The 25,107-nt window shown below is 71.3% G+C and carries 23 protein-coding genes; 14 read left to right on the top strand and 9 right to left on the bottom strand.

What is annotated here, in order from left to right; all coding sequences use genetic code 11:
* Window position 1 precedes the first annotated feature (1 nt).
* The gene (locus tag ACFWBQ_RS08515; protein WP_385485495.1) at window positions 2-1,639 is read right to left on the bottom strand and encodes an AMP-binding protein; all 1,638 of its coding nucleotides are present in this window, start codon (window positions 1,637-1,639) and stop codon (window positions 2-4) included.
* A 102-nt stretch (window positions 1,640-1,741) separates the two neighbouring features.
* On the opposite strand from ACFWBQ_RS08515, the gene ACFWBQ_RS08510 reads away from it, so the two are divergent.
* Together ACFWBQ_RS08510 and ACFWBQ_RS08505 are read left to right on the top strand one after the other, a co-directional pair.
* Window positions 1,742-2,869 (top strand): acyl-CoA dehydrogenase family protein, encoded by a 1,128-nt coding sequence (locus ACFWBQ_RS08510; RefSeq protein WP_385485493.1) that lies wholly within the window; start codon window positions 1,742-1,744, stop codon window positions 2,867-2,869.
* Entirely contained in the window at window positions 2,866-3,267 is a 402-nt protein-coding gene (locus ACFWBQ_RS08505) for a RidA family protein (protein ID WP_385485491.1), read from the top strand. The genes ACFWBQ_RS08510 and ACFWBQ_RS08505 overlap by 4 nt, the downstream gene beginning before the upstream one ends.
* A 68-nt stretch (window positions 3,268-3,335) precedes the next feature.
* Here ACFWBQ_RS08505 and ACFWBQ_RS08500 read toward each other — a convergent pair whose 3' ends face one another.
* Genes ACFWBQ_RS08500 through ACFWBQ_RS08480 form a run of 5 tightly spaced genes read right to left on the bottom strand, consistent with a single transcriptional unit; the run spans window position 3,336 to window position 8,880 of the window.
* On the bottom strand, window positions 3,336-4,469 hold the full coding sequence (locus tag ACFWBQ_RS08500) for an FAD-dependent monooxygenase (RefSeq protein ID WP_385485489.1): 1,134 nt from the start codon (window positions 4,467-4,469) through the stop codon (window positions 3,336-3,338).
* Between the two features lie 54 nt (window positions 4,470-4,523).
* The gene (locus tag ACFWBQ_RS08495) at window positions 4,524-5,093 is read right to left on the bottom strand and encodes an ATP/GTP-binding protein (RefSeq protein WP_385485487.1); all 570 of its coding nucleotides are present in this window, start codon (window positions 5,091-5,093) and stop codon (window positions 4,524-4,526) included.
* Between the two features lie 6 nt (window positions 5,094-5,099).
* Window positions 5,100-5,507: a DUF742 domain-containing protein gene (locus tag ACFWBQ_RS08490; RefSeq protein WP_385485485.1), complete on the bottom strand. Its 408-nt coding sequence runs from the start codon at window positions 5,505-5,507 to the stop codon at window positions 5,100-5,102.
* On the bottom strand, window positions 5,504-5,941 hold the full coding sequence (locus ACFWBQ_RS08485) for a roadblock/LC7 domain-containing protein (RefSeq protein WP_385485483.1): 438 nt from the start codon (window positions 5,939-5,941) through the stop codon (window positions 5,504-5,506). Before ACFWBQ_RS08485 ends, ACFWBQ_RS08490 begins: the two co-directional genes overlap by 4 nt.
* Window positions 5,938-8,880: a nitrate- and nitrite sensing domain-containing protein gene (locus ACFWBQ_RS08480; protein WP_385485481.1), complete on the bottom strand. Its 2,943-nt coding sequence runs from the start codon at window positions 8,878-8,880 to the stop codon at window positions 5,938-5,940. The genes ACFWBQ_RS08485 and ACFWBQ_RS08480 overlap by 4 nt, the downstream gene beginning before the upstream one ends.
* Window positions 8,881-9,173: 293 nt before the next feature.
* On the opposite strand from ACFWBQ_RS08480, the gene ACFWBQ_RS08475 reads away from it, so the two are divergent.
* The 7 genes from ACFWBQ_RS08475 (at window position 9,174) to mnhG (ending at window position 16,281) form a co-directional block, all read left to right on the top strand.
* Window positions 9,174-9,605, top strand: a complete 432-nt coding sequence (locus ACFWBQ_RS08475) for a (4Fe-4S)-binding protein (protein ID WP_385485479.1) — start codon at window positions 9,174-9,176, stop codon at window positions 9,603-9,605.
* 90 nt (window positions 9,606-9,695) lie between these two features.
* Window positions 9,696-12,602, top strand: coding sequence for a Na+/H+ antiporter subunit A (locus ACFWBQ_RS08470; protein WP_385485477.1), 2,907 nt, complete (start codon window positions 9,696-9,698; stop codon window positions 12,600-12,602).
* Window positions 12,599-13,300, top strand: coding sequence for a Na(+)/H(+) antiporter subunit C (locus ACFWBQ_RS08465; RefSeq protein WP_385485475.1), 702 nt, complete (start codon window positions 12,599-12,601; stop codon window positions 13,298-13,300). Before ACFWBQ_RS08470 ends, ACFWBQ_RS08465 begins: the two co-directional genes overlap by 4 nt.
* The gene (locus ACFWBQ_RS08460) at window positions 13,297-14,952 is read left to right on the top strand and encodes a Na+/H+ antiporter subunit D (RefSeq protein WP_385485473.1); all 1,656 of its coding nucleotides are present in this window, start codon (window positions 13,297-13,299) and stop codon (window positions 14,950-14,952) included. Before ACFWBQ_RS08465 ends, ACFWBQ_RS08460 begins: the two co-directional genes overlap by 4 nt.
* Window positions 14,949-15,581, top strand: a complete 633-nt coding sequence (locus tag ACFWBQ_RS08455) for a Na+/H+ antiporter subunit E (protein WP_385485471.1) — start codon at window positions 14,949-14,951, stop codon at window positions 15,579-15,581. Before ACFWBQ_RS08460 ends, ACFWBQ_RS08455 begins: the two co-directional genes overlap by 4 nt.
* A complete protein-coding gene (locus ACFWBQ_RS08450) occupies window positions 15,578-15,901 on the top strand; it encodes a monovalent cation/H+ antiporter complex subunit F (RefSeq protein WP_385485469.1) in 324 nt (107 codons plus the stop codon). Before ACFWBQ_RS08455 ends, ACFWBQ_RS08450 begins: the two co-directional genes overlap by 4 nt.
* Entirely contained in the window at window positions 15,898-16,281 is a 384-nt protein-coding gene (gene mnhG / locus ACFWBQ_RS08445) for a monovalent cation/H(+) antiporter subunit G (RefSeq protein ID WP_385485467.1), read from the top strand. The genes ACFWBQ_RS08450 and mnhG overlap by 4 nt, the downstream gene beginning before the upstream one ends.
* 7 nt (window positions 16,282-16,288) lie before the next feature.
* Here the strand turns inward: mnhG and ACFWBQ_RS08440 are convergent, their stop codons facing one another.
* Entirely contained in the window at window positions 16,289-16,657 is a 369-nt protein-coding gene (locus tag ACFWBQ_RS08440) for a nuclear transport factor 2 family protein (protein WP_385485465.1), read from the bottom strand.
* A 183-nt stretch (window positions 16,658-16,840) separates the two neighbouring features.
* Here ACFWBQ_RS08440 and ACFWBQ_RS08435 point away from each other — a divergent pair, with 183 nt between their 5' ends.
* Window positions 16,841-17,572: a CDP-alcohol phosphatidyltransferase family protein gene (locus ACFWBQ_RS08435; RefSeq protein WP_385485463.1), complete on the top strand. Its 732-nt coding sequence runs from the start codon at window positions 16,841-16,843 to the stop codon at window positions 17,570-17,572.
* Here ACFWBQ_RS08435 and ACFWBQ_RS08430 read toward each other — a convergent pair.
* Window positions 17,541-17,990: an adenylyltransferase/cytidyltransferase family protein gene (locus tag ACFWBQ_RS08430; protein ID WP_329206491.1), complete on the bottom strand. Its 450-nt coding sequence runs from the start codon at window positions 17,988-17,990 to the stop codon at window positions 17,541-17,543. The two genes, ACFWBQ_RS08435 and ACFWBQ_RS08430, sit on opposite strands and share 32 nt — an antisense overlap.
* A gap of 117 nt (window positions 17,991-18,107) precedes the next feature.
* Here ACFWBQ_RS08430 and ACFWBQ_RS08425 point away from each other — a divergent pair, with 117 nt between their 5' ends.
* From ACFWBQ_RS08425 to ACFWBQ_RS08415, 3 genes are read left to right on the top strand one after another with little or no spacing between them, the layout of a single operon-like run.
* Window positions 18,108-19,400: a glycosyltransferase gene (locus tag ACFWBQ_RS08425; RefSeq protein ID WP_385485461.1), complete on the top strand. Its 1,293-nt coding sequence runs from the start codon at window positions 18,108-18,110 to the stop codon at window positions 19,398-19,400.
* Window positions 19,397-21,082: a lipopolysaccharide biosynthesis protein gene (locus ACFWBQ_RS08420; RefSeq protein ID WP_385485459.1), complete on the top strand. Its 1,686-nt coding sequence runs from the start codon at window positions 19,397-19,399 to the stop codon at window positions 21,080-21,082. The genes ACFWBQ_RS08425 and ACFWBQ_RS08420 overlap by 4 nt, the downstream gene beginning before the upstream one ends.
* Window positions 21,079-22,323, top strand: coding sequence for a hypothetical protein (locus ACFWBQ_RS08415; protein WP_385485457.1), 1,245 nt, complete (start codon window positions 21,079-21,081; stop codon window positions 22,321-22,323). Before ACFWBQ_RS08420 ends, ACFWBQ_RS08415 begins: the two co-directional genes overlap by 4 nt.
* On the opposite strand, the gene ACFWBQ_RS08410 is transcribed toward ACFWBQ_RS08415, so the two are convergent.
* Complete coding sequence (locus ACFWBQ_RS08410) at window positions 22,292-23,833, bottom strand: hypothetical protein (protein ID WP_385485455.1); 1,542 nt, start codon at window positions 23,831-23,833, stop codon at window positions 22,292-22,294. The two genes, ACFWBQ_RS08415 and ACFWBQ_RS08410, sit on opposite strands and share 32 nt — an antisense overlap.
* A 108-nt stretch (window positions 23,834-23,941) precedes the next feature.
* On the opposite strand from ACFWBQ_RS08410, the gene ACFWBQ_RS08405 reads away from it, so the two are divergent.
* Window positions 23,942-25,105 carry a glycosyltransferase gene (locus ACFWBQ_RS08405; RefSeq protein ID WP_385485453.1) on the top strand — a complete coding sequence of 388 codons (1,164 nt, stop codon included), beginning with the start codon at window positions 23,942-23,944 and terminating at the stop codon, window positions 25,103-25,105.
* The last annotated feature ends 2 nt before the right edge of the window (window positions 25,106-25,107 follow it).

Genomic DNA, 25,107 nt, shown 5'->3' with positions numbered 1-25,107 from the left:
ATCACTCTAGAGCGATGTGGCCGTGCGGGTCCGGGGAGGTGCGCAGAAGGAAGCGCTGGAGTTTGCCGGTCGCGGTACGCGGGAGGGAGGGCAGGAACTCGATGACCCGGGGGCATTTGTGCGGCGCCAGCTCCGACTTCATGTAGGCCCGCAGGGAGTCGGCGGACTGCTCGGCACCCTCGCGGAGCACCACGTAGGCCGCCACGATCTGACCGCGCAGTTCGTCCGCACGGCCCACCACGGCGGCCTCCACGACGTCGGGGTGGCGCAGGAGGGCTTCCTCGACCTCGGGGCCCGCGATGTTGTAGCCGGAGGAGATGATCATGTCGTCGGCGCGGGCGACGTAGCGGAAGTAGCCGTCCGGCTCGCGGACGTAGGTGTCGCCGGTGATGTTCCAGCCGTGGCGTACGTACTGGCTCTGGCGCTCGTCGGCGAGGTAGCGGCAGCCGACCGGTCCGCGCACCGCCAGCAGGCCGGGTTCGCCGTCGGGCAGTTCCTCGCCGTCGCCGTCGACCACCCGTGCCTGCCAGCCCGGCACGGGTGTGCCCGTGGTGCCGGGGCGGATCGCGTCGTCGGCCGCGGAGATGAAGATGTGCAGCAGCTCGGTGGCCCCGATGCCGTTGATGATGCGCAGACCCGTCCGTTCGTGCCAGGACCGCCAGGTGGCTGCGGGCAGGTTCTCCCCGGCCGAGACGCAGCGCCGCAGTGCGGAGAGGTCGTGGCCGTCGAGCTCGTCGAGCATCACGCGGTAGGCGGTCGGTGCGGTGAACAGGACCGAGACCCGGTGGGCGGCCAGCGCGGGCAGGAGCTGTTTGGGGCCGGCCTGCTCCAGCAGCAGGGACGAGGCCCCCGCCCGGAGCGGAAAGATCACCAGACCACCGAGCCCGAAGGTGAATCCGAGCGGGGGGCTGCCCGTGAACACGTCGTCCGGGCCGGGCCGCAGGATGTGGTGGGCGAAGGTGTCGGCGATGGCCAGCACATCGCGGTGAACGTGCATACAGCCCTTGGGCCGTCCGGTGGTCCCCGAGGTGAACGCGATGAGCGCGACGTCGTCGGCGGCGGTGTCCACCGCCGGGTAGGGCCCCGGCCGGGCCGCCGCGAGCTCCGTCAGGTCGTCGGGGGACTCTCCGCCGTACGCCGTGATCCGCAGCCCCGGCACCTGCGCCTTCACCAGATCGTCGACCGACCTGATGTCGCACAGGGCGTGACCGACCCTGGCGAGCGAGCAGACCGTGGCGAGCTCCTTGGGCCGTTGCTGGGCCAGTACGGTCACGGCGACCGCGCCCGCCTTCATCACGGCGAGCCAGCAGGCGGCGAGCCACGGGGTGGTCGGGCCGCGCAGCAGCACCCGGTTGCCGGGGACGACGCCCAAGTCGTCGGTCAGTACATGGGCGATCCGGTCCACCCGGTCCCGCAGCTCGCCGTAGCTCCAGACGCCGCCCCCGGGGCTGCGGAAGGCGGGACGGTCGTCCCCGAAGCGCTCCGCGGTCCGGTCGAGCAGCTCGTACCCGCAGTTCAGCCGGTCCGGATAGTGCAGCTCGGGAAGGTCGAAGACCAGCTCGGGCCACTGTCCGGCGGGCGGGAGATGGTCGCGCGCGAACGTATCGGCGTGCGCGCTCGCGGTACCTGACGGCTTCATGAAGCATCGCCCCCTTGTCGCCCTTGGAGCGTATCGTTTGAGTGACGGCAGTCAACAGTCCGCGATAGGTCCGCGATGAGTCGTGACAAGAGAGGCGCCGGTATGACGGCATTCTCCCTCGATCCCGGTCAAACCGCCTGGTGCGACGAGCTGTACACCCTCGCGGGGGAACAGCTGCGCCCGCTGGCGGTGAAGGGCGCCCCCGGCCGCGTCAACCGCCCGCTGGTCGCTGCACTCGGCGAGCTGGGGCTCCTCGGCCGGATGCTCGGATCCGGCGCGCTGGACCTCTGCCTGCTGCGCGAATCCCTGGCCCGCGGCTGTACCGAGGCGGAGACCGCGCTCGCCCTGCAGGGCCTCGGCACATGTCCCATCGCCCAGGCGGGCACCCGGGCCCAGCGTGAGCGCTGGCTCCCGGAGGTGAGTGCGGGCCGCGCCGTCGCCGCCTTCGCACTCAGCGAGCCGGGCGCCGGGTCCGACGCGGCCGCTCTCGCCCTCGATGCCCGGCGTACCCCGGACGGCTGGCGGCTGACCGGGGAGAAGTGCTGGATCTCCAACGCCCCGGAGGCCGACTTCTACACCGTCTTCGCCCGGACGACCGAGGGCGCCGGCGCCCGCGGCGTCACCGCGTTCCTCCTCCCCGCCGACCGCCCCGGCCTCACCGGAACGGCCCTGGACATGCTCTCCCCGCACCCCATCGGCACCCTGGACTTCGACGGCGTACCCGTCACCGCCGACGATGTGCTCGGGGAACCCGACCGGGGCTTCCGGGTCGCCATGAACACCCTGAACCTCTTCAGGCCGAGCGTCGGCGCGTTCGCCGTCGGCATGGCGCGCGCCGCGTTGGACGCCACCCTGGAGCACACGGCGCACCGCACCGCGTTCGGCGGCCCGCTCAAGGAACTCCAGGCGGTCTCACACCAGGTCGCCGACATGGCCACCCGCACCGAGGCCGCCCGGCTCCTGGTGTACGCGGCCGCCGCGGCGTACGACGCGGGTGAGCCCGGAGTTCCCGGGCGGGCCGCCATGGCGAAGCTGTACGCCACCGAGACCGCGCAGTTCGTCGTCGACGCGGCCGTCCAGTTGCACGGCGCACGCGCCCTGCGCCGCGGCCATCTGCTCGAGCATCTCTACCGGGAGGTCCGCGCGCCCCGCATCTACGAGGGTGCCACCGAGGTGCAGCGCACCATCATCGCCAAGGAGCTGTACGCGACACAGGAGACGCCCGCATGAACCCGATCACCCGGATCAACCCCACCGAGCTCGCCCCGGCCACCGGTTTCTCGCATGCCGTCGCGGTCACCGGCGGCCGGCTCGTCTTCCTGGCCGGCCAGACCGCCCTGGACGGCGACGGAAAGGTCGTCGGATCCACCCTGCCCGAGCAGTTCGAGACGGCGCTCAGTAATCTGCTCACCGCTCTGCGCGCGGCGGGCGGCTCCCCGGCCGCCCTGGCCCGGGTCACCGTGTACGCCACCGATGTCGCCGACTACCGCTCCCACGCCCCCGAACTGGGCAGGATCTGGCGCAGGCTGGCAGGGCGCGAGTACCCGGCCATGGCTGTCATCGGAGCGGCCAGGCTCTGGGACGAACAGGCACTGGTCGAGCTGGACGGCATCGCGGTGCTGGACTGAGACGGCACCGGGAAACGGAGCTGGGACAGCCGGACGGACCGGCTGCCCCAGCTGCGTCGTGCGGTGGCTCAGTACGGCTTGACCAGTACGTGTGCGGCGCCCGGGATGCCGACCTTGAGGAGCTCGTCCTCCTCGGGGGTCGTCGCGCTGCCCGTCTCCTGCTTCAGAATCGCGCGCGACAGGTTCTGCACGAACATGGCGCGCGGGCGGCGGCGGGCCTCCCAGGCCGCGAGCGCCGCGGACACGTCGTCCTCGACGTCCAGCGACTCGGCCAGCACCAGTGCGTCCTCCACCGCCATGGCCGCACCCTGCGCGAGATGCGGGGTGCTCGCATGCGCGGCGTCACCGGCGATGACGACCCGGCCGACGTGCCAGGGCTCCTCCACCGTGACCTGCGAGATCCGCGAATACACGACGGCGTCCGGGTCCGTGACATGTGTGAGCGCCTCGGCGACCGGCCCGGAGAACGCGGCCAGCCGCTCCGCGAGCTGCTCGTGGGCACGCGCGGGATCCGGCCGGAAGTCAGCGGCCTCGGCGAACACCGCGCCCAGATACATGAGTTCGTCCGTGATCGGAGTGAGCAGAGCCTTCGCGGCCTCGTTGCCCGTGCTCATCACGACGCCCTGGACCTCGGGCTGACGCGGCACGGTGACCCGCCAGTTGGCGAAGCCGGTGTACTCGGGCGCGAAGCGGTCGCCGTACAGCCGGGTCCGCAGCGGCGAGCCGATGCCGTCGAAGCCGACGACGAGGTCCCAGCGGCCCGTCGAGCCGTCGGACAGGGTCACCTCGACGCCGGAACCGTCGTCGGCCAGCTCGCCGATCGTCGTACCGAAGCGGATCGCGACCCCGGCAGCCGCGGCTGCATCGCCGAGCACCCTGGCCAGAGCGGGGCGCGGGATGCCGTTGTTGGACGGGGAGTCGCCCATCCGGGGCTGCGGGATCTTGGCGAGCGTGGCGCCGGCCGGGTCGCAGATGGTCAGCACCTCCCACTCGAAGCCGGCCGCGATGCAGGCGTCGAGCACGCCAATCTCACGCATGACGTGAAGGGCGTTGGACGGCTGGATGATGCCGACGCCCAGTGCGTCCAGTTCGTCGCGGAGCTCGGCGACCTCGACCGTGTGACCGCGCCGGGCGAGCGCGACCGCGAGCGTCAGCCCGCCGATGCCGCCGCCATGTATCAGTACACGCAGGGGTGTTGCCATCTCAGGGTCTCTCCAGAGCGAGAAGAATGAAGACAGAGGGGAAAGGGGGAGGGATCAGCCGACCGCTGAGGGCAGGCTCATCAGGTGGTCGACCAGCGCGAGCAGCACATCGCGGCCGAACGGCCGTTCACGGACGTCGCCGATCAGCAGCGGGACATGCGGATCCAGGTCGAGGGCGGCCCGGATCTCCCCCGTGGTGCGGGTGTTGTGCCCGTGGAAGCAGTTGATCGCGACCACGAACGGGATGTCCCGGCTCTCGAAGAAGTCGATCGAGGCGAAACTGGTCTCGAGCCGGCGGGTGTCGGCGATCACGACTCCGCCGAGCGCACCGTTGACCAGGTCGTTCCACATGAACCAGAAACGTTCCTGACCGGGTGTGCCGAACAGATAGACCACGAGCTCCTGGCTGACCGTGATGCGGCCGAAGTCCAGGGCCACCGTGGTGGTGTCCTTCTGGCCGACACCGGCCAGGTCGTCCACGCCGACGCTCGCCTTGGTGAGGTACTCCTCCGTGCGCAGCGGTGCGACCTCACTGACGGCACCCACCAGAGTGGTCTTGCCTACGCCGAAACCACCGGCTATGAGGATCTTGACGGCGGAAGGCGCCGTCTGACTGGTTGTCATCTTGGGTCAGAGTCTCCGGAGTCCGTCACGTACGGCGGCCAGCAGGCCCATGTCTGCCCCGCCGGACGCCCGCGCCACCATCAGCGGGGCGCGGGCGAGCAGCAGGCCCTGGGTGACCAGGTCGGCCAGCAGGATCTTGGTGACCGAGACCGGCAGATCGAGGTCCGCGGAGACCTCGGCGACCGCGGCCGGCCGGCGGCAGCGGTCAAGGATCATGCGGTGTTCGGGCTGGAGCCTGCCCGGTCGCAGGGGCGCACCGTGCTCGTCCACCGGTTCGTCGGCGGTTCTGAGCACCGTGATGAGGCTGAAGTCGTCCCGCTCGGGAGCGGTTCGGCCCCGGGTGATGGTGTACGGGCGCACCATCGTGCCCGCTCCGTCCTCCTCGGACTCCTCCTCGTCCCAGTTGGGGGTCACGCCCGCTGCCCGTCCCCGGTACCGAAGGCGTCGAAGTCGCCGCGCACCGGCGCGGTGAGCTTCTGGCCGACCTGCTGGACGAGGTTGTGCATCGCCAGTGACATCACCTCGGCGTCGACCTCCTGGGAGGCGACGACGGCGAGGTGGGTCCCCTGGCCCGCGGTGATGATGAAGAGCCAGAGGTCCGCGAGTTCGACGATCACCTGATGCACGGTGCCGCCGTCGAACAGCTGGCCGACGCCCCGGGCGAGGCTCTGCTGGCCGGTGCAGATGGCGGCGAGCCGCTCGGCGTCGGCTCGGTCGATGCTGCGTGAATGGCTCACCACCAGCCCGTCGTCGGACAGCAGCACGGCGTTCCGTGTCTCGGCCACCGAGTCCACCAAACCGTCGAGCAGCCAGTCCAGATCCTGGAGGGTGGCCGTTGTGCGTGTCATGACCGGTCTTCTCTCGTGGGGAGGATGGATGCGGGAGGGCCGGGCTGCCTCGGCGGCTCTTCGGCCGCGCGTGCTGCGCGTGACCTCCGCTGGAAGGCCCCGATGGCGGCCCCGGCCCTACGGGGGACCGGTCGCAGCAACGGGTTCTCGTCCCAGCGCGGGGGCTTGGGTGCGGCGGTCCGGGCACCGGGGCCGACGCGGAGCTCGTCCACCAGGCTGGCCTGGCGGACCCGGCGCGGGAGCGGGGGTTCCCCGCTCGCCCCGGTGAGCGCCGGCCGCTCGGCCGGACCGGCGGTGGCGTCCTGCTGCTGCGGCTGGACGGGGTGCTCCGGTGCGCCGGGCGCCAGGGGTGCGGCGGGCAGCGCAGGGTAGGGCTGCGGGTACGGCGCCAGCTCGGGTGTCGAGTACGCGTCCTCGGCGACCGGGTAGGTGGGGCTGGAGTGACCGGGCACGGGGTACTGGCCCGCGGCGGTCATGTACGGCTGCTCCTGAGCGGCGTACGGGGCGTCGACGCGGGTGTACGGGCCGTCGGCCGTGGTGCAGGGCCGGTCGGCCTCGGCGTACGGGTCGGCCGCCGCGTTCGGCTGGTCGGCCGCGGTGTACGGCCGGCCGGGGTCGCTGTATGCGGTGTCGCCGGTGGTGTACGGCTGGTCCGCGCCGGCGTAGAGGGTGTCGCCGGTGTCGTACGGGGTGCCGGTCCCGGCGTACGGGCTCCCGGCGGGTGCGTCGTAGGGCTGCTCGGACGGCGGGAAGGGCTGTCCGGCCGCCGGGTACGGGTCCTCGGAGCCCACGTACGGCTGTTCCTGCGGCGGGTACGGGCCTTCCGGCCGGTCGCCCGCTCCGTACGGTTCCGGCTGCTCGGCCTCTTCCTGCCGGGCCGTGCGGCCGGTCCGGCCCGCTCGGTCGGCCAGCGCCGTGACCCCGGCCATCGCCTGCCCCTGTACCCGGGTCGGCAGTGCTCCCGGAACCGCCGCGGCGACCGGGGAGGGGGCTGCGTCGGGCGCGGCAGCCGATGGCACACCCACCGGGCGCGAGCCCGGCTCGGGGACCGTCAGCTCGTCGGGCACCAGGACGACCACGCGGGTACCACCGAAGGCGGACGGCCGGAACTCGACCCTCAGCCCGTGCTGGTCGGCGAGGCGCGCGATCACATAGAGACCCAGCCGGATGTCGTCGGCGTGCGCCAGCACGTCCATCCGGGGTGGACGGCTCATCAGCTCGTTCGCCTCGGCCAGCTGCTCCTCGTCCATGCCCAGTCCGCGGTCCTCGACCTCGATGGCCAGACCGCGGCTCACCGCTGCCGCGCGGACCTCGACCGGACTCGGCGGCCGGGAGAAGCTCAGCGCGTTCTCGATCAGCTCCGCCAGCACATGGGAGACCGGGCCGACGGCCCGCTCGGCCAGCCACGGGGTGCCGTCGATGTCCAGCACCACACGGCGGTAGTCCTGTACCTCGCCCTGCGCGGATCGCATGACGTCCAGCAGCGGTACGGGCTTGCGCCAGCGCCGGTGCGGCGAACCGCCGGCGAGGATCACCAGATTCTCCTCGTACCGGCGCAGACGAGCGGTGAGGTGGTCCAGGTCGAAGAGGCCGTTGAGCACCTCGGGGTCCTCGTGCTTGCGCTCCAGCTCGTCCAGCTTCTTCAGCTGCTGGCCGATCAGCTGCTGCGTACGGCGGGCGATGCGCTGCAGCAGCCGCTCGAAGCCGCGGTGCTGGTCGGCCTGTCTGACTGCGGCCTGCAGGGCGCTGGTGCGGGCCTGGTTGAGTGCGCTGCCGAGCCGGGTCAGTTCGTCGCCGCCCTCGGCCTGCGTCTCGATCGCGCGGGCCTCGGCCTCGACATCGATCTTCTCGCCCTGGCCCAGCCGTTCGACGACATCGGGCAGCGCCCGCTCCAGTTCCTCGGCCCGCTCCTGGAGGCCGCCGATGCGCCGACGGAGGTTACGGGTGAGGCGCCAGGTGGTCAGGATGACCGCGACCACGGCGAGCAGGCCGATCACCGTGGTGAGCACCATCTTGAGCAGCAGGGACAGGACGCTGTCCTTGCCGTTCTCGACGACCACCGCGGTGCGTTGCTCCATCAGATCCCTCAGCTGCGGCGTGAGGTCGTCCATCGCCTGGCGCCAGGTCTTCTGCTCGGCCTTCATCGCGACGAATCCGGTCCTGTCCGGCGATGCCGGGCGCAGGACCGACTCCTCGACCTCCGTCTTGGCCGCCCAGGCGGATCCGCCGGTGATCTCCTGCCACTGTGCCCGTTCGTCCTCGGGCAGGTAGGGGAGCACCTTGTTGCCGGCCTGGAAGGACTGGGCGGAGACGGCCTCCCGGACCAGCTGGACGTCTTCGCCGCTCAGCTTGCCGGTGGGCCAGCCACGGGCCAGGATCGCGTCCGAACGGGAGATCATCTCCTTGGTCCAGAAGAGGTCCACGAGCGTCTGGGACAGCGTGGTCACCTTGCCGTTGTCCACGTGGCTGAGCGCCGAGAACAGTTTGAGGTCAACGGCGATCAGGTCGGTGTAGTACGCGTAGACGATCTTCTGCTGCTCGTCGTCGCCCTCATCGACCAGGGAGCGCTGGGCGGGCAGCTGGGTGATCGCCTCGCGGGCCCTGCCGACCGCGTCCCGCACCTCGGCCGGGGCGTCGTCGGCGTTCACGTCCGAAAGGGACTGGAAGGTCTTGATCGCGTCGTCCGTGAGCTTGCGCTGCTGCTTCAGCGCTGTGGCGGAGGCACCGGGGCGGGCCAGCGCCTCTGCGCTGAGCCGACGCTCCTCCTGCAGGTTGTAGTACACGATGTTGGACGGTTGGCCCGCTTGCTCGGCCAGCAGTCCCTGGGCTGCCTGGCGTTGAAAGTCGAGCAGTGTCTGGCCACTGGTGACTGCCCAGAGGGCTGCCAGTGCGACACCGGGGACGATGGCCAGTACAAGTAGGGCTGTCCGCAACGACATTGGGGTCGAGTCGGTCCGCCGTGACGCGCGCGTGCGCAGGGGATGCTCCTTGACGGTGATGCCAGCCGGTGACTGGTCAATTGCGTTGAGAACATGGACACATGGATATTAGCCACATTGCAAAAATGAAGAGAAAGTGGGCTCACATGTGCAACACGGCGCGCCCACATGATCCTCACTTGTGTCCGCCGAAGCGGCGGGATGTCGGCATTGCTCGAGTAGCGGCGCACATGCTCCGGGGTGACCCTTGAGGGGTGCGTATACATTCCGATGCCCGCGACGGAAGGTCAGCGGTGACCAGCGAACCGCCTCCGTATCCTGCGGCCAGGTCGTACGACGGTGAAGGCATCACCGTGAGCTACGACGCTCACCGCTGTCTGCACGCCGCCGAATGTGTGCGTGGGCTGCCCGATGTCTTCCAGGTCGGGCGCAAGCCGTGGATCATGCCCGAAGGCACCCCGGCCGACGAGGTGGCGGATGTCATCCACCGCTGCCCCAGCGGAGCCCTGCAGTACCACCGCACCGACGGGCTGCCGGACGAGGTCCCCGACGTGCCGACGCATGTCTCCCTGCACAGCGACGGGGTGCTCCATGTGCGAGGAGACCTGGAAGTGGCCACCCCGGAGGGCCCCCGGCAGGAGACCCGGGTGATGCTGTGCGGCTGCGGGCGGACCGGGAACACGCCGTTCTGCGACCACAGCGGAGTGTGCGCCGACCACGTCTGAGTGCGGCCGGGGCCGTGCGGCGCGCCGGACGGGTGAATGCGGTCGGGGGATATATCTGTATTCGGTGCCCTTTGCTCCGGACCCTTCCTCGTGATCGCGCTCATCGTCTGCCACTTCGTCCTGGCTGCCTGCGCGGGCCCGCTGGTGCGCAGGCTCGGCAGGCGTGCGTTCGTGGTGCTCGCACTGCCCCCCGCCGCCGCGACGGTCTGGGCGGCCACCGAGTGGGACACCGTGGCCGCCGGACAGACGGTCGACCGGTCCTGGGAGTGGATCCCGGCCTACGGCGTCTTTGTCGACCTGCGCCTGGACGCACTGGCCGAGCTGATGGTGCTGCTCGCTGCCGGAGTCGGCATGCTCGTCCTGCTGTACTGCGCCTCGTACTTCACCGACGACACCCCGCAACTGGGAGCCTGCGCGGGGAACCTGCTGGCCTTCGCCGGTGCCATGCTCGCCCTCGTCCTCGCCGACGACCTGATCACCCTCTACGTGTTCTGGGAACTGACCACGGTCTTCTCCTATCTGCTGATCGGCCACGGCAGCGAGCACAAACAGAACCGCCGCTCGGCACTCCAGGCACTCACCGTCACCACCCTGGGCGGCCTCGCCATGCTGGTCGGCTTCCTGATCCTCGGTCAGGCGGCGGGCACGTACCGGATCTCCGCGATCGTCGCCGATCCACCGGAGACGACCCTCGCCGTATCGGTGGCCGTCGTCCTGGTCCTGTGCGGGGCGCTGTCGAAGTCCGCGATCTGGCCGTTCAGCCTGTGGCTGCCGAACGCCATGGCCGCCCCCACTCCCGTCAGCGCCTATCTGCACGCGGCGGCCATGGTCAAGGCCGGTGTCTACCTGGTGGCGCGGCTCGCCCCCGCCTTCGCCGACGTCCCCGTCTGGCGGCCCGTCGTTCTCGTGCTCGGCGCCGCGACCATGCTGCTCGGCGGCTGGCGTGCACTGCGCCTCAACGACCTGAAACTCGTCCTCGCCTACGGCACCGTCAGCCAGCTCGGTTTCCTCACCGTCCTCGCCGGTGCCGGCAACTGGGACGCCGCACTCGCCACCGCCGTGATGATCCTGGGCCACGCCCTGTTCAAGGCCGCGCTGTTCCTCGTCATCGGCATCGTCGACCGTGCGACGGGCACCCGTGATCTGCGCAGACTCTCCGGGGTCGGCCGCTCGCTGCCGTACGTCTGCACGGTCGCCGTGCTCGCCGCCGCCTCCATGGCCGCCCTGCCGCCGCTCCTCGGCTTCGCTGCCAAGGAGGCCGCCTTCTACGCGTTGTTGCACGGAGATGCCTCGGACCGCTGGGTGCTGGCCGCCACCGTCGTCGGTTCGGTGCTGACCGTCGCGTACACCCTCCGCTTCGTGTGGGGCGCGTTCTGCCGCAAGCCCGGCGTCGCGGACACCCCCGCGCGCCGCGTCGGCGCCGCCTTCCTGGCCCCGCCCGCGCTGCTCGCCGTGGCCGGCCTGGTCCTCGGCCCCGGCGTGGGGTGGACGGACCGGCTGTTCGGTGCGTACGCCGACGCCTTCCCGGCCCCCGCCCACCCCTACCACCTCGCGCTCTGGCACGGCTTCGGAACGGTCATGCTCCTGTCCGCCCTCACCTGGGCGGGCGGCGCCGTGCTCTTCGCGGGGCGCACCGCTGTCACCCGGATCTCCCGGCGGATCGCCTGGCCGACCGCCGACAGCGTCTTCGGCCATCTGCTGCTCGGCCTGGAACGTCTCGCCCTGCAGATCACCGGCTTCGTCCAGCGCGGCTCCCTCTCCGTCTACCTGGCCACCACACTGCTCGTCATGCTGGCCGGCCAGCTCGCGGTCCTGTTCACCGACCGTCCCTGGGAGGGGGCGGTCGCCCCGCGGCTGTGGGACGCGCCGCTGCAGGGCGCGCTGGCCGTGCTGACCTGCGCGGCCGCCCTCTTCTGTCTGACCGTCAGCCGCCGTATGAAGGCCGTGGTGCTGGCGGGACTGACCGGATACGGAGCCGCCCTGCTCTTCGTCGTCCAGGGCGCCCCCGATCTGGCGCTCACCCAGTTCTGCGTCGAAACCGTGTCGATGATCGTGTTCGTGCTGGTGCTGCGCCGGATGCCCGTGCACTTCCAGGAGTCGGTCAGCACCTGGCGGCGGGCCGTGCGCATTCCCGTGGCGCTCGGCGCCGCAGCGACCCTCGGCGTGGTCGTCTGGGTGTCCGGCGCCGCGCGCGTCGCCGAGCCGGCGGGCGCCGCGATGGTCGAGGAGGTCGCTCACCACGGCCTCAAGGACGTCGTGGCCACCATCCTGGTCGATCTGCGGGCCTGGGACACGATGGGGGAGTCCGCCGTGCTGGCAGCGGCCGCGATCGGGGTGACCAGCCTCATCTATCTGCACCGCCGCAGCGAAGCACCCCTGACCAGAGGGGAACTGAGGGGCAGGACGGCCTGGTCGCTGAACGCGCCGCCACGGTTGACGGGGCTGCCCCAGGGGGACGACACCGCACCCGAACGCAGCTGGCTGGCCGCCGGTTCGACGCTTGCGCCCGAGCACCGCTCCGTCGTCTTCGAGGTGGTGGCGAGGCTGCTCTTCCACCCGATCCTGGTGCTCTCGCTGTACCTGCTGTTCTGCGCGGAGAGCCTGCCGGGCGGCGGATTCGTCGGCGGCCTCGTCGCGGGACTCGGCTTCATCACCCGCTACTTGGCCGGAGGAAGGTTCGAACTCGCCGAGGCCGCCCCCCTGCAGCCCGGCCTCTTCACCGGCCTCGGCCTGTTCCTCTCCACCGGAGTCGGCCTGTTCGGCCTCGCGGAGGGCACGGTGCTGCACGCCTGGACGTACCACGGACATCTGCCCGTGTTCGGCGACTTCCACCTGGGCACGCCCGTCATCTTCGACTTCGGGGTCTATCTCCTGGTCCTGGGCGTGGTCCTGGACATCGTCCGGGCGCTGGGCGCGAAGGTCGACCGGCAGATCGAACGGGCGGCGGGCGCACTCACCCCCGTACCGGGCACCGGGACGGAGGGCCGGGGCGTATGACGGTCAGCGTCTCGCTCCTCGCCACCGCCGTGGTGCTCTGCGCGGTCGGCGGCATCCTCATGCTCACCCGGCCCCTCACCCGCATTCTGCTCGGCGCGGTGATCGCGGGCAACGGCATCAACCTCCTGGTCCTCTCCGCGACCGGCTCGGCGGGCGCGGCACCGCTGCTCTACGGCGTGCCGCTGCGACAGGTCACCGACCCGCTGCCCCAGGCCATCGCACTCACCGCCATCGTCATCACTCTCGCCACGACGGCGTTCCTGCTGGCCATGGCCTACCGCAGCCATCAGCTGACCGGCACGGACGAGGTCCACGACGACCTGGAGGACCGGCGCATCGTGCTGCGTGCCGAAGTGCTGGGGGAGTGGGCCGAGCTGCGCGAGGAGTACCGGGCGGAGGCCGGCCGTACGCCGGAGGAACGTGCCCGATACCGCGAGGAGCGCCACCGCCTGCGCGCCCGGCTGCGTGCCGACCGCGCGCTGCAGGCCCGGGGCCGGGACGCCACCGGCGATCTGTGGCACGACGTGCTGGGAGCCGATCCGGAGGACTACGTGAGCACCGACCCCGAATCCGCCCACCCCGAATCGGGCGGTCCGGATCCGACCGGTCCGGATCCGACCGGTCCCGGTCCGACCGGTCCCGAATCGGGCGGTCGCGGTCCCGAATCGGCCGGCCCCGACCGAGGAGCCGCCGGATGAACGCGCTCGTCCCGCTGCCCGTGCTGCTGCCGCTCTGCGCCACCGGACTGAGCCTCGCCTTCGGTACCCGGCTCGCCCACTTCCAGCGCTTCATCAGCGTCGCCGTGCTGACCGCCGTCCTCTGCCTCTCCGTCGCCCTCATGATCGTGGCCGACCGCGAGGGGCCCCTCTCCGTGCACCTCGGCGACTTCGCTCCGCCGCTCGGCGTCACCCTGGTCGCCGACCGGCTGTCCGGACTGATGCTGACCGTCTCCTCGGCCATCACCCTGACCGTCCTGGTCTACTCGCTCGGCCAGGGCATGGCCGACCGGGACAAGGAGACTCCGGTCGCCGTCTTCCACCCGGCCTACCTCATCCTCGTGGCCGGGGTGTCCTGCACCTTCCTGGCGGGTGACCTCGTCAATCTCTACGTCGGCTTCGAGATCATGCTGGTCGCCAGCTTCGTGCTGCTCACCCTCGGCGGCACCGGGCCGCGGATCAGGGCGGGCTCCACGTACGTGATCATCTCACTGTTCTCCTCGATGCTGTTCCTGACCGCCATCGCCATGGCGTACGCGGCGGCCGGCACCGCCAACTTCGCCCAGCTGGCGATCCGGCTGCCCGAACTCCCGCTCGGCGTACAGACCCTGCTCCAGGCGATGCTGCTCACCGTCTTCGCCATCAAGGCCGCGGTGTTCCCCCTCGCCGCCTGGCTCCCCGACTCCTACCCGACAGCGCCCGCGCCCGTCACCGCCGTCTTCGCGGGCCTGCTGACCAAGGTCGGGATCTACTGCATGCTGCGTACGGAGACACTGCTCTTCCCAGGAAACCGGCTCGGCGATCTCCTGATGGCCGCAGCGCTCGCCTCGATGGCCGTGGGCATCCTCGGGGCGGTCGCCCAGACCGACCTGAAGCGTCTGATCTCCTTCACCCTCATCAGCCACATCGGCTACATGGTCTTCGGGATCGGCCTTGCCACCCGCGACGCGTACGGCGGGGCGATCTTCTACGTCGCCCACCACATCACCGTCCAGACCACGCTCTTCCTCGTCGCGGGGCTCATCGAACGCCGGGGCGGCACCAACGAGCTCACCCGGCTCGGCGGACTGGCCAGAGCGGCGCCGGTGCTCGCGGTCCTCTTCTTCGTACCGGCCATGAACCTCGCCGGAATTCCCCCGCTGTCCGGCTTCATCGGCAAGCTCGGACTGATGCGCGCCGGTGTCGCCGAGGGCAGCGTCTGGGCCTGGATCCTGGTCGTCGGATCGACGGTGACCAGTCTGCTCACCCTGTATGTGATGGCCAAGGTCTGGAACCTGGCCTTCTGGCGCACCGAACCACCGGGTCAGACCGCCTACGGCACCGTCCTGGAGTCCGCCGACGAAACCGACGACGACGACGTCGACCCGGGCCCCGACCGGATCTTCGGCACCGGCGACGAACCGGTCGGGGGCACTCCACTGCCGGCGGGGCAGGCCGTTGCCGCCAGTCTGCACGGACGGGCCGTCATCACGACGACCCGGCCGCCCGCAGCGATGACCGCCGCCACCGCGGGGGCAGTCGCACTCGGCCTCGCCTTCACCGTGCTGGCCGGTCCGCTCACGGCCTTCACCGACCGCGCGGCCGACGAACTCGTCGAACGGTCCCCCTACGTCGAGGAGGTGCTCGGCCGGTGAAACGCCTGATCACCCTGTCCTACCAGGACCCCGAACTGCCCCCCTTCAGCTGCGAGTTCGCCGGCCGCCGCCGACGCATCCTCGACCTGCCGCTGATCGCCTGGCTCACCCTCATCTGGGTGATGCTGTGGTCCACCCTGACCTGGGCCAATGTCGTCACCGGAGCGGTCGTCGCGGTGGTCGTCTGCCTGGCGTTCCCGCTGTCGAGGGTCGACCTGGGCCTGCGCCTGCACCCCTGGGGCATCCTCCTGCTCGCCGGATATCTGCTCTACGACATGTACACCTCGGGCGTGAAGGTCACCCGGCAGATCTTCGCCGGCCGTCCGCACCGGCCCGCCGTCATCGGCGTACCGCTGCGCTGCCGCAGCGATCTGATGCTCGCCGCGACCGCCGTCGCCGTCTCCAACGTTCCGGGCGGCTCGATCGTCGAGGTGCGCAGGGCCACCGCCACGGTGTTCCTGCATGTGCTCGACGCGGACAGGCCGGCGGCGCTGGACGCGGCCCGGCGCTCCGTCTGGCGGCTGGAGGAGCTGACGGTACGGGCCTTCGGCACCCGCGACGAGATCGCCAGGGTGGCGCAGCCGCCTCCCACGACCACGCAGTCCGGCGACGGGAAGGACGGGTCATGAGCGGTATCGAGACCGCCGACCGTGTTCTGCTGACCGCCGCCCTGGTGGTCCTCGTCGTCGCGGGGGCGCTGCTGCTCGTCCGGATCCGGCGCGGCCCCTCCATGCTGGACCGGGCGATCGCCCTCGACGTCTGCGCCGCCCTGATCATCGCGGGCCTCGGCGCCAAGTCTGCGCTCGCCCGGGACCCGTTCTACTTCCCGATCATGCTGGTGCTCGCGTTCCTCGGCTTCACCGGATCCGTGGGCATCGCCCGCTTCATCGCCGTGCGCGACCGGCCGCCGTCGCACCGGACCCCCACAGTCAAGGAGGAGCAGGAGTGAACGTCTGGCTGCAGATCACCGACACGGCCGGTGCGGTCCTGCTGTTCATCGGCGCGGTGATCTGCCTGCTCGGTGTGATCGGCATGCTGAAGCTGCCCGACGTGCTGTCGCGCAGCCACGCCGCGACCAAGCCGCAGACCCTCGGCCTGCTGCTGGTGCTGGCCGGTGTCGCACTGCGGCTGCGCAGCGGGATGGACCTGGCGACGCTCGCCCTCATCGCCTTCTTCCAGTTGATGACCGGCCCGGTGGCATCACATCTGGTGGCCCGTTCCGCGTACCGGACCGGTCAGATCGAGCACGGTGAGCTGCTCTTCGACGAACTGGACGAGCAGCTCACCGAGCGGGAGCCGGGCCCCGAACGGGGAACCGGGAGGAGCTGACCGCGTCTCACGCCCCCGGCAGCCGGTCCAGGAACCCGCTGACCGAGCTGATCCTGCCGTCCTCCGCCAGTGTGATCACATCGAATCCGGCGGCGGGCGCCGAGCCGTCGGCCCGGGAGACCAGGTCCCAGGTGAAGCGGACCAGGCCATGGTGTGCGTCCGGCGTCCCGGTGGGTACGAAGTCGAAGCCGGGGAACTGTGCCTGCGCACCGCTGATCGCCGCGGTCAGCCCGTCGTGGCCGCGTACATCGGCCATCGGGTCGGTGTACGTGGCGTCCTCGGTGAAGGCGGCGGACACCGCCTTCTCGAGCTCCTCGGTGCTGCCGGCGTTCCAGGCGGCGAAGTAGCGCTGGACGGCGTCGTCGTGAACGGTCACGGTGTGTCCCTTCCCAGGGTGCTGAGGCTGCCGTTCCGCGGTCCGGAGCGGCAGGAACAGCTTGTCCCGGGGCGGCCGGAGCGTCGATTACCTGCCGGGTCATGCCGCTGGTACGAATGCCGGGCGCCCGGGGTCCCTGCGTGCCATGATGCAGCGGGGAACAGGCCGGACGCTGGGGGGCGTATGGAAAGCACGGGTACGGTGCTGCGCGAATTGCGCGGCGCACAGAAGTCGTCCAAGGGTGTCTCGCTCTACTCGCGATACGTGAACCGGCCTGCCGGGCGCCTGCTGGCGGCGGGCGCGTACCGAACGGGACTGACGCCCAATCAGGTCACCTTGATCAGCGCGGCGTTCACGTTCACCGCCCTTGCGGCGGTGGCGCTCGCCGAGCCGTCGTGGTGGCTCGGGATCGCCGTGTACGCGGGCCTGGCCGTCGGCTTCGCCTTCGACTCGGCCGACGGGCAGCTTGCCCGGCTGACCGGCCGGGGCGGCCCGGACGGGGAGTGGCTCGACCATGTCGTGGACTGCGCGAAAATGATCCTCGTCCACACCGCCGTACTGATCTCCTTCTACCGCTTCGCCGAACTGCCCGCCGACGTCTGGCTCCTGCTGCCGCTCGGCTTCCTGTTCGTCGCCGTGCTCACCTTCTGCGCCGGGCTCCTGCGGGAGCAGCTGGGCAAGGCGGCCACCCGCACCGCACCGGCGGCCACAGGCGCCACGGCTCCGGTGTCCCGGGTGCGGGCCGTGGCGCTGCTCCCCGCGGACTACGGGGTGTTCTGCCTGGTCTTCCTGCTGCTCGGCGCACCCGCGGTCTTCCGGGCCGGTTACGCCGTACTCGCAGCCGTGCACGCGCTGTTCCTGGTGGCGTTCCTGGCCAAGTGGTTCAGGGAGCTGAAAGCGCTCCGGGCCGGCTGACGAGGACGTCGAGGGCGCGGCGCAACTGGGTGCTGGACGTGTGCACGGTGTACGGGAAGTAGACGACCTCCACCCCGACTTCGGCGAAGTCGCGCTCCAGGCGCTTCCCCTTCTCCGTGCCGCGCCAGTCGTCGCCCTTGAAGATGACGTCGAACCGGACCTGCTGCCAGGTCTCGACCTTGTCGGGGACGGTCTCCACGAACGCCGCGTCCACGTAGCGCACGCTGCGGACGATCTCCAGCCGCTCGGTCAGCGGGATCACCGGCTTGTGGCCCTTGGCGAGTGCGGCCATCTCGTCCGAGACGACCCCGGCGACCAAGTAGTCGCACTGACTGCGGGCATGCCGCAGGATGTTGAGGTGGCCGACGTGGAACAGGTCGTACACCCCCGGCGCATAGCCGACTCTGTGCTGCACCATCCGTTCTCTCCCCCCACGGTGGAACTGGTTCAACGACCTTACTGTGAAGAACACTTGTGCATCGCGTGAACGGATAAGCTCAAGGGAGGCTGTTCCGGGGGGAAGGCGATCGTCCGAATGTCCGCTGATGAGAACTACAGACCGTTCGAGAACCGCCGGCTTCTGGTGGTCTCCACCAACTACGCACCGGAGCTGACAGGCATCGGTCCGTACGCCACCCAGCTCGCCGAACACTGGGCGGCGTCCGGCGCCCTTACCCATGTCCTGACCGGTATGCCGCACTACCCCGCGTGGCGCGTCGACGAGCAGTACCGCGGCAGGTGGCGCGGGCAGGAGAACCGGGAGGGCGTGACCGTCCACCGGCGGCGGCACTACATACCGCCCCGGCAGAGCGCCCTGCGAAGAGCGTGGTTCGAGGCATCCGTGCTCATCCACGGGACCCTGGCGCCACCACCGGGACGCCCCGACGCGGTGATCTCCCAGATGCCGAGCCTCGCAGGCGGCGTCATGGGGGCGCGTATCGCACGCCGCCACGGAGTCCCCCACATACCCGTCGTCCAGGACCTCATGGGCGCTGCCGCGGCACAGAGCGGCATTCGGGGCGGCGGTAGGGCCGCCGCCGTCGCCGCGGCGGCCGAGCGCTACGCCCTGCGGGACGCGGCCGTCGTCGGTGTCATCCACGAGAGCTTCGTCCCCGGGGTCCTGGCCCTCGGCGTCGACCCCGCACGCATCCGGGTGGTGCCCAACTGGACCCATGTGGAACGCCCTTCGGCGGACCGGACCGTCACCAGAGCCCGGCTCGGCTGGCGCGAGGGGACCCAGGTGCTGCTGCACTCCGGGAACATGGGCCTCAAGCAGGGCCTCGACGTCCTGATCGACCTGGCCCGGCTGGCCCCCGACATCCGCGTCGTGCTCATGGGTGACGGGAACCAGCGCGAGGCACTGCGCGAACGCGCCGGCGGCCTGGCGAACATCGACTTCCTGCCGCCGGCCGGAGCGGACGACTTCACCGATGTGCTCGCCGCCGCCGACGTCCTCGCGGTCACCCAGCGCGCGTCCGTGCTCGACATGAGCGTGCCGTCCAAACTCACCTCGTACTTCGTCTCGGGGCGGCCCGTCGTCGCCTCCGTGGCCGACGAGGGCGGCACCGCCGACGAGGTGCGCCGCTCGGGCGCCGGGGTTCTCGTGGCACCCGAGGACCCGGGCGCGCTCCTCGACGCCGTACGGAAACTCGGCGGTGACCCGGAAGCCGCGGACGCGCTCGGCGCGCACGGTCCGGACTACGTCGCACAGCACCTGAGCAGGGAAGCGGGCCTCGCACGCTTCGACGCGCTGCTCACCGAGGTCCTCGGGGACGCACGAGCCGGAGACGCGCGAGCCGGGGACACACAAGGAGGAGCACGCCGATGACACATTCGATCCGGCCCGTGGACGACCACGACGAACCGGCGCTGCTGCGCGACCAGTTCCGCCAGCTCCTGCGCTACCGGGCCCTGCTCGCCGCGGGTGTCGTGGTGGGCCTGTTCGGGGGCGGGTTCCTCGCCCTGAGCGGCGACTACACCTACACCGCCAGCGGCGAGGTCCAGGTGCGCTCCGCGACCGCCGACCCCTTCGCCACCGGCGCTTCCGCCGACAAGGGCATCAACATCGGCTCGGAGCGGCAGACCGCGGTCAGCGACACCGTGGGGGAGCTGGCCGCCGGCACCCTGCTCAAGAAGGGGGACGACGTCTCGGCCAGGAAGCTGCTCACCGGCCTCCAGGTCACCAACCCGCCCAACACGCTCACCCTCCGCTTCTCCTACACCGGGGCCACACCCGAGCAGGCCCGCTCCCGCGCCGAAGCCCTGGCCAATGCCTACCTGTCGCACCGCAAGGCGCGCACCCAGGAGAGCATCGACAACATGGCGAACGGCTACCGCGCCCAGCTCCAACCACTGGAGGAGAAGCGCGACCTCCTGGAGGAGCGGACCGGGGTCGACGCCGACGACGTCAGCAGCGCCCGCGCCAACATCATCGTCTCCATCTCCGAGCTGAGCCGGAAGATCTCCGAACTCAAGGCGCTCGACACCACCCCCGGCTACCTCAACAAGAAGCCCGTAGCCCCCACCGAGCCGGCCGGAGCGGGTCTGCCGCTGCTCCTGGGGCTCGGCGCTGTCGTCGGTCTCGCCCTCGGGCTGCTGCTTTCCTGGGTGCGGCTCGTCTTCGACCCCGCCGTACGCTCCCCGCGCGAGCTCGTGCGCTCCCTCGGGGCCCCGCTGCTCGGCACCCTGCCCAGGGAGCGCGCCGCCGCGGGCACCCTGCTCGCGATCGGGCGCAGCGGTTCGCGGCTGGCCGAGGAGTACCGTGCGGTCGCCTTCCGGCTCGCCTACGACCCGTCCTTCGCGGAGCGGCGCCGGCTCCTGGTCACCGCGCCGCGCGGGGACAACGCTGCGGCGGCCGCCGCAGCGGTCAACCTGGCCGCCGCCTTCGCCGAGATGGGCCGTGATGTCCTGCTCGTCGAGGCCGATCTGCGTACCCCGTCGCTGGCCGGGGACCTGGGACCGGCGGCCCACGAGGTGCGGCCGCCGAGCTGGGCCGCCGACGAGCAGGACCGCAGCTGGCCCGCGGGCGGCAGGTCCAACGTGGACGTCCCCGGCTCCGGCGCCTTCGCCCTGGTGGCCGGGGCGACCGCGGACAACGTGCCGCGCGCCCTGACCTCCGCGTCCGTCGGGCGCATCGTCGCCGAGGCGGACCGCCCCGGCGCCGTCGTCATCGTCCTGGCCCCGCCGGTGCTCTCCTACGCCGACGCCGTCGCTCTCGTGGACCGGGTCGAGGGCGTCATGATCGTCTGCGACCCGCGTGAGGTGCACCGCAGCGACCTGGAGCGCATCCGCGAGATCATCGGGGCCTCCGGCGGCCAGGTGCTCGGAGCCCTGCTCCACCCCGGCCGCGGCCGGCTGCGCCGCGCGGAACGCCGGCCGAAGTCGGCCCGGCGCCACAGCGGCGGGGGACCCCAGGGCCCGGCCGTCGACGAGGACGCTCCGGAGGTCACCGGGGACCCCGCCGAGACGATGGGCCTGCGCTCCTTCACCCTGCCGGGGGCGCGCCGGTGAGAGCCCGTACCGCGATCCTCTGCTCGGTCGCGGACCAGGGCGTGGCCGCGCTCACCAACATCCTGGTGCTCGTGGCCGCCGCCCGGCTCTCCACCGTGGCCGACTTCGCCCGCTTCTCCGCCGTCTACCTCGTCTTCACGGTGCTGCTGGGCGTCTTTGGGGCTTACAGCGGACAGCCCCTGGTCCTGCGGCGCGGCGACGGCGAGGAGACCCGGGGGGCCTGCCGCTCGGCCGTCGCGTTCACCGTGGCCGCCTCGGCCGCGCTCGGGACGCCGCTGGCCGCCGTCTGTCTGCTCGTCCCGGGGGACACCGCACGCGCCCTGACGATGCTCGGCCTCGTCCTGCCGGTCGTGCTCGGCCAGGACGCCCTGCGGTACGCCTTCTCCGCCCTTCAGCAGCCCCATCTCGCCCTGAGCGCGGACGTGGTGAGGCTGGCGTGCGTGCTGGGCGCCCTGTCCGCCCAGGAGTACGGGGCGAGCCCCGCCCGGCTGATCGTGGTCTGGGGGACGTCCGCCCTGCCGGCCCTCCTGTTGTCCGCCGTGCTGCTGCACAGCAGGACCGCCGGGGCCGTGACGCGGTTGCGTCCGATGCTCGGGCGCGGCCACCTCGGGAAGCGCTTCGTCGTCGAGTTCGGTGTCGGCAACGCGACCGGCCAGCTCTCCGTCCTCGGTCTCGGTGCCGTCGGCAACCCGCTGCTGGTCGGCGCGCTGCGCGGGGCGACGACCCTGTTCGGGCCGCTGAACGTGCTGTTCACCTCCGCCACCTCCTTCGGTCCCCCGCTGCTCGGCCGCGTCGGCGACGAGAGACGCCGGGTGCGGGCCACCGCGGGACTCGCGGCCGTCCTCGCCGCCACCGCCGCCCTCTGGGCCACCGCCCTTGCCCTGCTCCCCGAGGAGGCGGGGCGTGAGCTGCTCGGCGACACCTGGCCGACGGCCGCCGCCCTCCTCCCGGCGACCGGCAGCCAGTACGCGGCGATGGCCGTGGGCACCTGCGGACTGCTCGCCCTGCGCATGCTCGACCCGCGTACGACGCTAAGCATCCAGGTGGTCTTCTCGCTCACCGCCGTGGCGTTCATGGCGGGGGGCTACGCCCTCGGAGGCGTCCCGGGGGCCGCCTGGGGGCTGTGCCTCGGCTCGCTCTGCAAGGCCGCCGCCACCTGGACCAGGGTGGCCCGGATCCGACGCGGGAAGTCGGCGCCCGACGAGGCCGTCACCGCCGACGCGCTGCCCTCTGCTCCTTGAACGTGCTGATCAGCAACAGACACAGCGCGGCGATGGCCAGCTTCCCCGCCGCCTGCAGGAGCGGGCCGCGCAGCAGGATGAAGGTGTATCCGGCGATCAGCGGCGCGGCGATGGCCAGCACACTCCCGGGGCCGGGCCCCGCCCGGGTGACGGCCAGCGCGTACCGGCGGTCGGTGCGCGCCACCGCGTAACCGATCAGTGCGAGCCCGCCGATCACCCCGGAGGCGCCGAAGTCGACCCAGAACTCGGTCCACAGCGGGGCCGAGAGGTTGGTCATCCGCAGCCCCATCCACTGCCCGACCCGGACCCCGGTGTCCTCCGGCTTCCCGCTCCACACCGCGCGCGGCACGAAGAACAGGGCGGAGCCCGTCAGCTGGCGGCCGTAGGTGTGGCCCCGTGTGTCGACCCACGAGATGCTGTTGGCGAACATCACCATCTGGTCGTAGTCCTTGGTCACCAGCGGCTCGAAGACCGAGGCCGACTGCGCGGGCCGCTGTCCTTCGTCGTCGTACCGGAACTTGTCGGCGTACGGGAACACCACCAGTGCCCCCACCACCCCCGTCGCCAGCACGATGCGGTAGATCGCCGCACTGCTCGGGAACGCGGTGAACACGAAGGCCATCAGCACCGTCAGGAACCAGTAACGGGCGTTGGAGACAGGGTTGTTCACCACAAGGTTCAGCGCTACCAGCGCCACCCACACCAGCACCGTCGACGGGGAGCGCCGGGCCCGGTAGGAGGTTGCCAGACGGCGGGTGTAGAAGAGCAGCGCCAGCAGCGCCGGCACCTGGCCGAAGCCCTTGACGAACGCCGAGCCGACATTGGACCCTTCCGAGACCACCCCGCTCGCCGCGACGGTCTCGTTGATCTCCTGCCGGCTGGAGAAGAAGACCGAGGGCCCGCCCAGCTTCACCACGTAGAACGCGCTCGCCGCGAACGCCAGCAGCACCAGCAGTCGCAACCGCAGCGGATGCGCCACGGCCGGTCCTGCGCCCGGGCTCCGCGTGGAGGGCGTACGGCGCCGCAGCGGGCGCCGCGAGGCCAGCAGCGCCCCCAGGTCGAAGGCGGCACACCCCACCAGGACCATCGCGATGGCCGTGACCAGGTCCTGGCTCGGTCCCACCATCGGCGTCGGTGTCTGCCCGATCACCACCTGGGCGAACGGCGCCACGCCCATCGCGATGTACACGAACATCCAGAAGACGCCCTGGAGCAGCCGCCGCCGGGTGGAGAGGATCATCGTCGCCAGCCGGGCCCCCGCATAGCAGGTCAGCACCAACTGGAGCCAGTACGCGGTGTCCCGGACACCGCTGCCGGGCTGGGCGGCGATCACCGCGGGCAGGAAGCACACCAGGCCGAGGATGAGCGGCACGGACAGGGCCCGCGACAGCATCGACCAGGCGATCGGCTGCTCGGGCGGCTCCGGGACGCCGCCCCGGCCCCGTGCCCACTCCGGACGCGCGACCCCGCGGGCGACCTGCTCCTGCGCCGATGTGTGCACCGACGTCATGCGCCCCCCCGGGATCAGTGAACCGCTGAACACTCTAACGAATCAGCCCACGTGAGGAGACACGATGACTACTCTGTGAAGTATTGGCCGCAGTTGAGGGGAACTCTGGTGAAAATCCTGCACGTTGTCACGCTCCACACTCCGGACCATGCCTTCGGCGGGCCGACCCGGGTGGCGTTCAACCTCTCCAAGGTCCAGCGGGCGAACGGCGACGACGCACGCGTCATGGCCCTCGGCGACGGCTTCCCCGACGGTGAACTGCCCAGCCACGTGGAAGGAGTTCCCGTCCACCTCTTCCAAGCACGCCACCTGCTCCCGATGTTCGAGGTCAGTGGCATCACCTCCGCCGCGCTGCTGCGCACCGCACGCCGCATGATGCGCGGCGCCGACCTCGTCCACGTCCATCTGATGCGGGACCTGGTGACCCTGCCGGCGGCGCTCCTCGCACTCGCGACCCGCACACCCCTGGTCGTCCAGACCCACGGCATGATCGACCCCACCGAGAAGAAGGTCGCCCAGCTCACCGACGTCCTCGGGGTCCGCAAGGTGCTGCGCGAGGCCGACGCCGTCCTGCACCTCACCGAGATGGAGCGGGTCGACGTGAACGCCGTCGCAGCTCCGGTTCAGCTCACCCGTACCGTACGGCTGGTCAACGGTGTCCGCCCGCAGGAGCGCAAGCCCGCCCGCGACCCCGGCCGCCCGCCGACCGTGCTGTACCTCGCCCGCATCCAGGAGCGCAAGCGGCCCGAGGACTTCATCGCCGCGATGCCGCACGTCCTCGCCCACCACCCGGACGCCCGCTTCGTGCTGGCCGGCCCGGACACCGGCGCGCTGGCCGGCACCCTCGCCCTCGCCCGGAAGCTGGGTGTCACGGACTCCCTCGACCATGTGGGCCCGCTGGAGCACGACGCGGTCCTCACCGCCGGGCGCGAGGCCGATGTGTATGTGCTGCCGGCGATCGAGGAGCCGTTCCCGGTCTCGGTCCTGGAGGCGATGTCGGTCGGCACCCCGGTCGTCATCACCCGCACCTGCGGGCAGGGCCCCGATGTGTCGGGGGCCGGTGCGGGCCGGGTCATCGACAGCCGGGTCGGAGAGGACGCGGCCAACGCCCGTAAGGTCGCCGACGCGATCCTGGAGCTGCTGGAGCCGGAGGCCGCCGAGCAGGCGGGCAAGGCCGCCTGGCAGCTGGTCAACGACCAGTTCACCATCGAGGCCGTCACCGCCACCCTCCGGCGGACCTACGAGGACGTGGTCCGCCGGAGGCGAGGGTGAGG

Origin of the sequence: Streptomyces sp. NPDC060035 (genome assembly GCF_042736635.1) — a bacterium.
In the GTDB taxonomy this organism is placed as follows: Bacteria; Actinomycetota; Actinomycetes; order Streptomycetales; family Streptomycetaceae; genus Streptomyces.
Note: the sequence above shows the minus strand (reverse complement) of the source record. Positions and strands in the feature narration are given on the sequence as shown.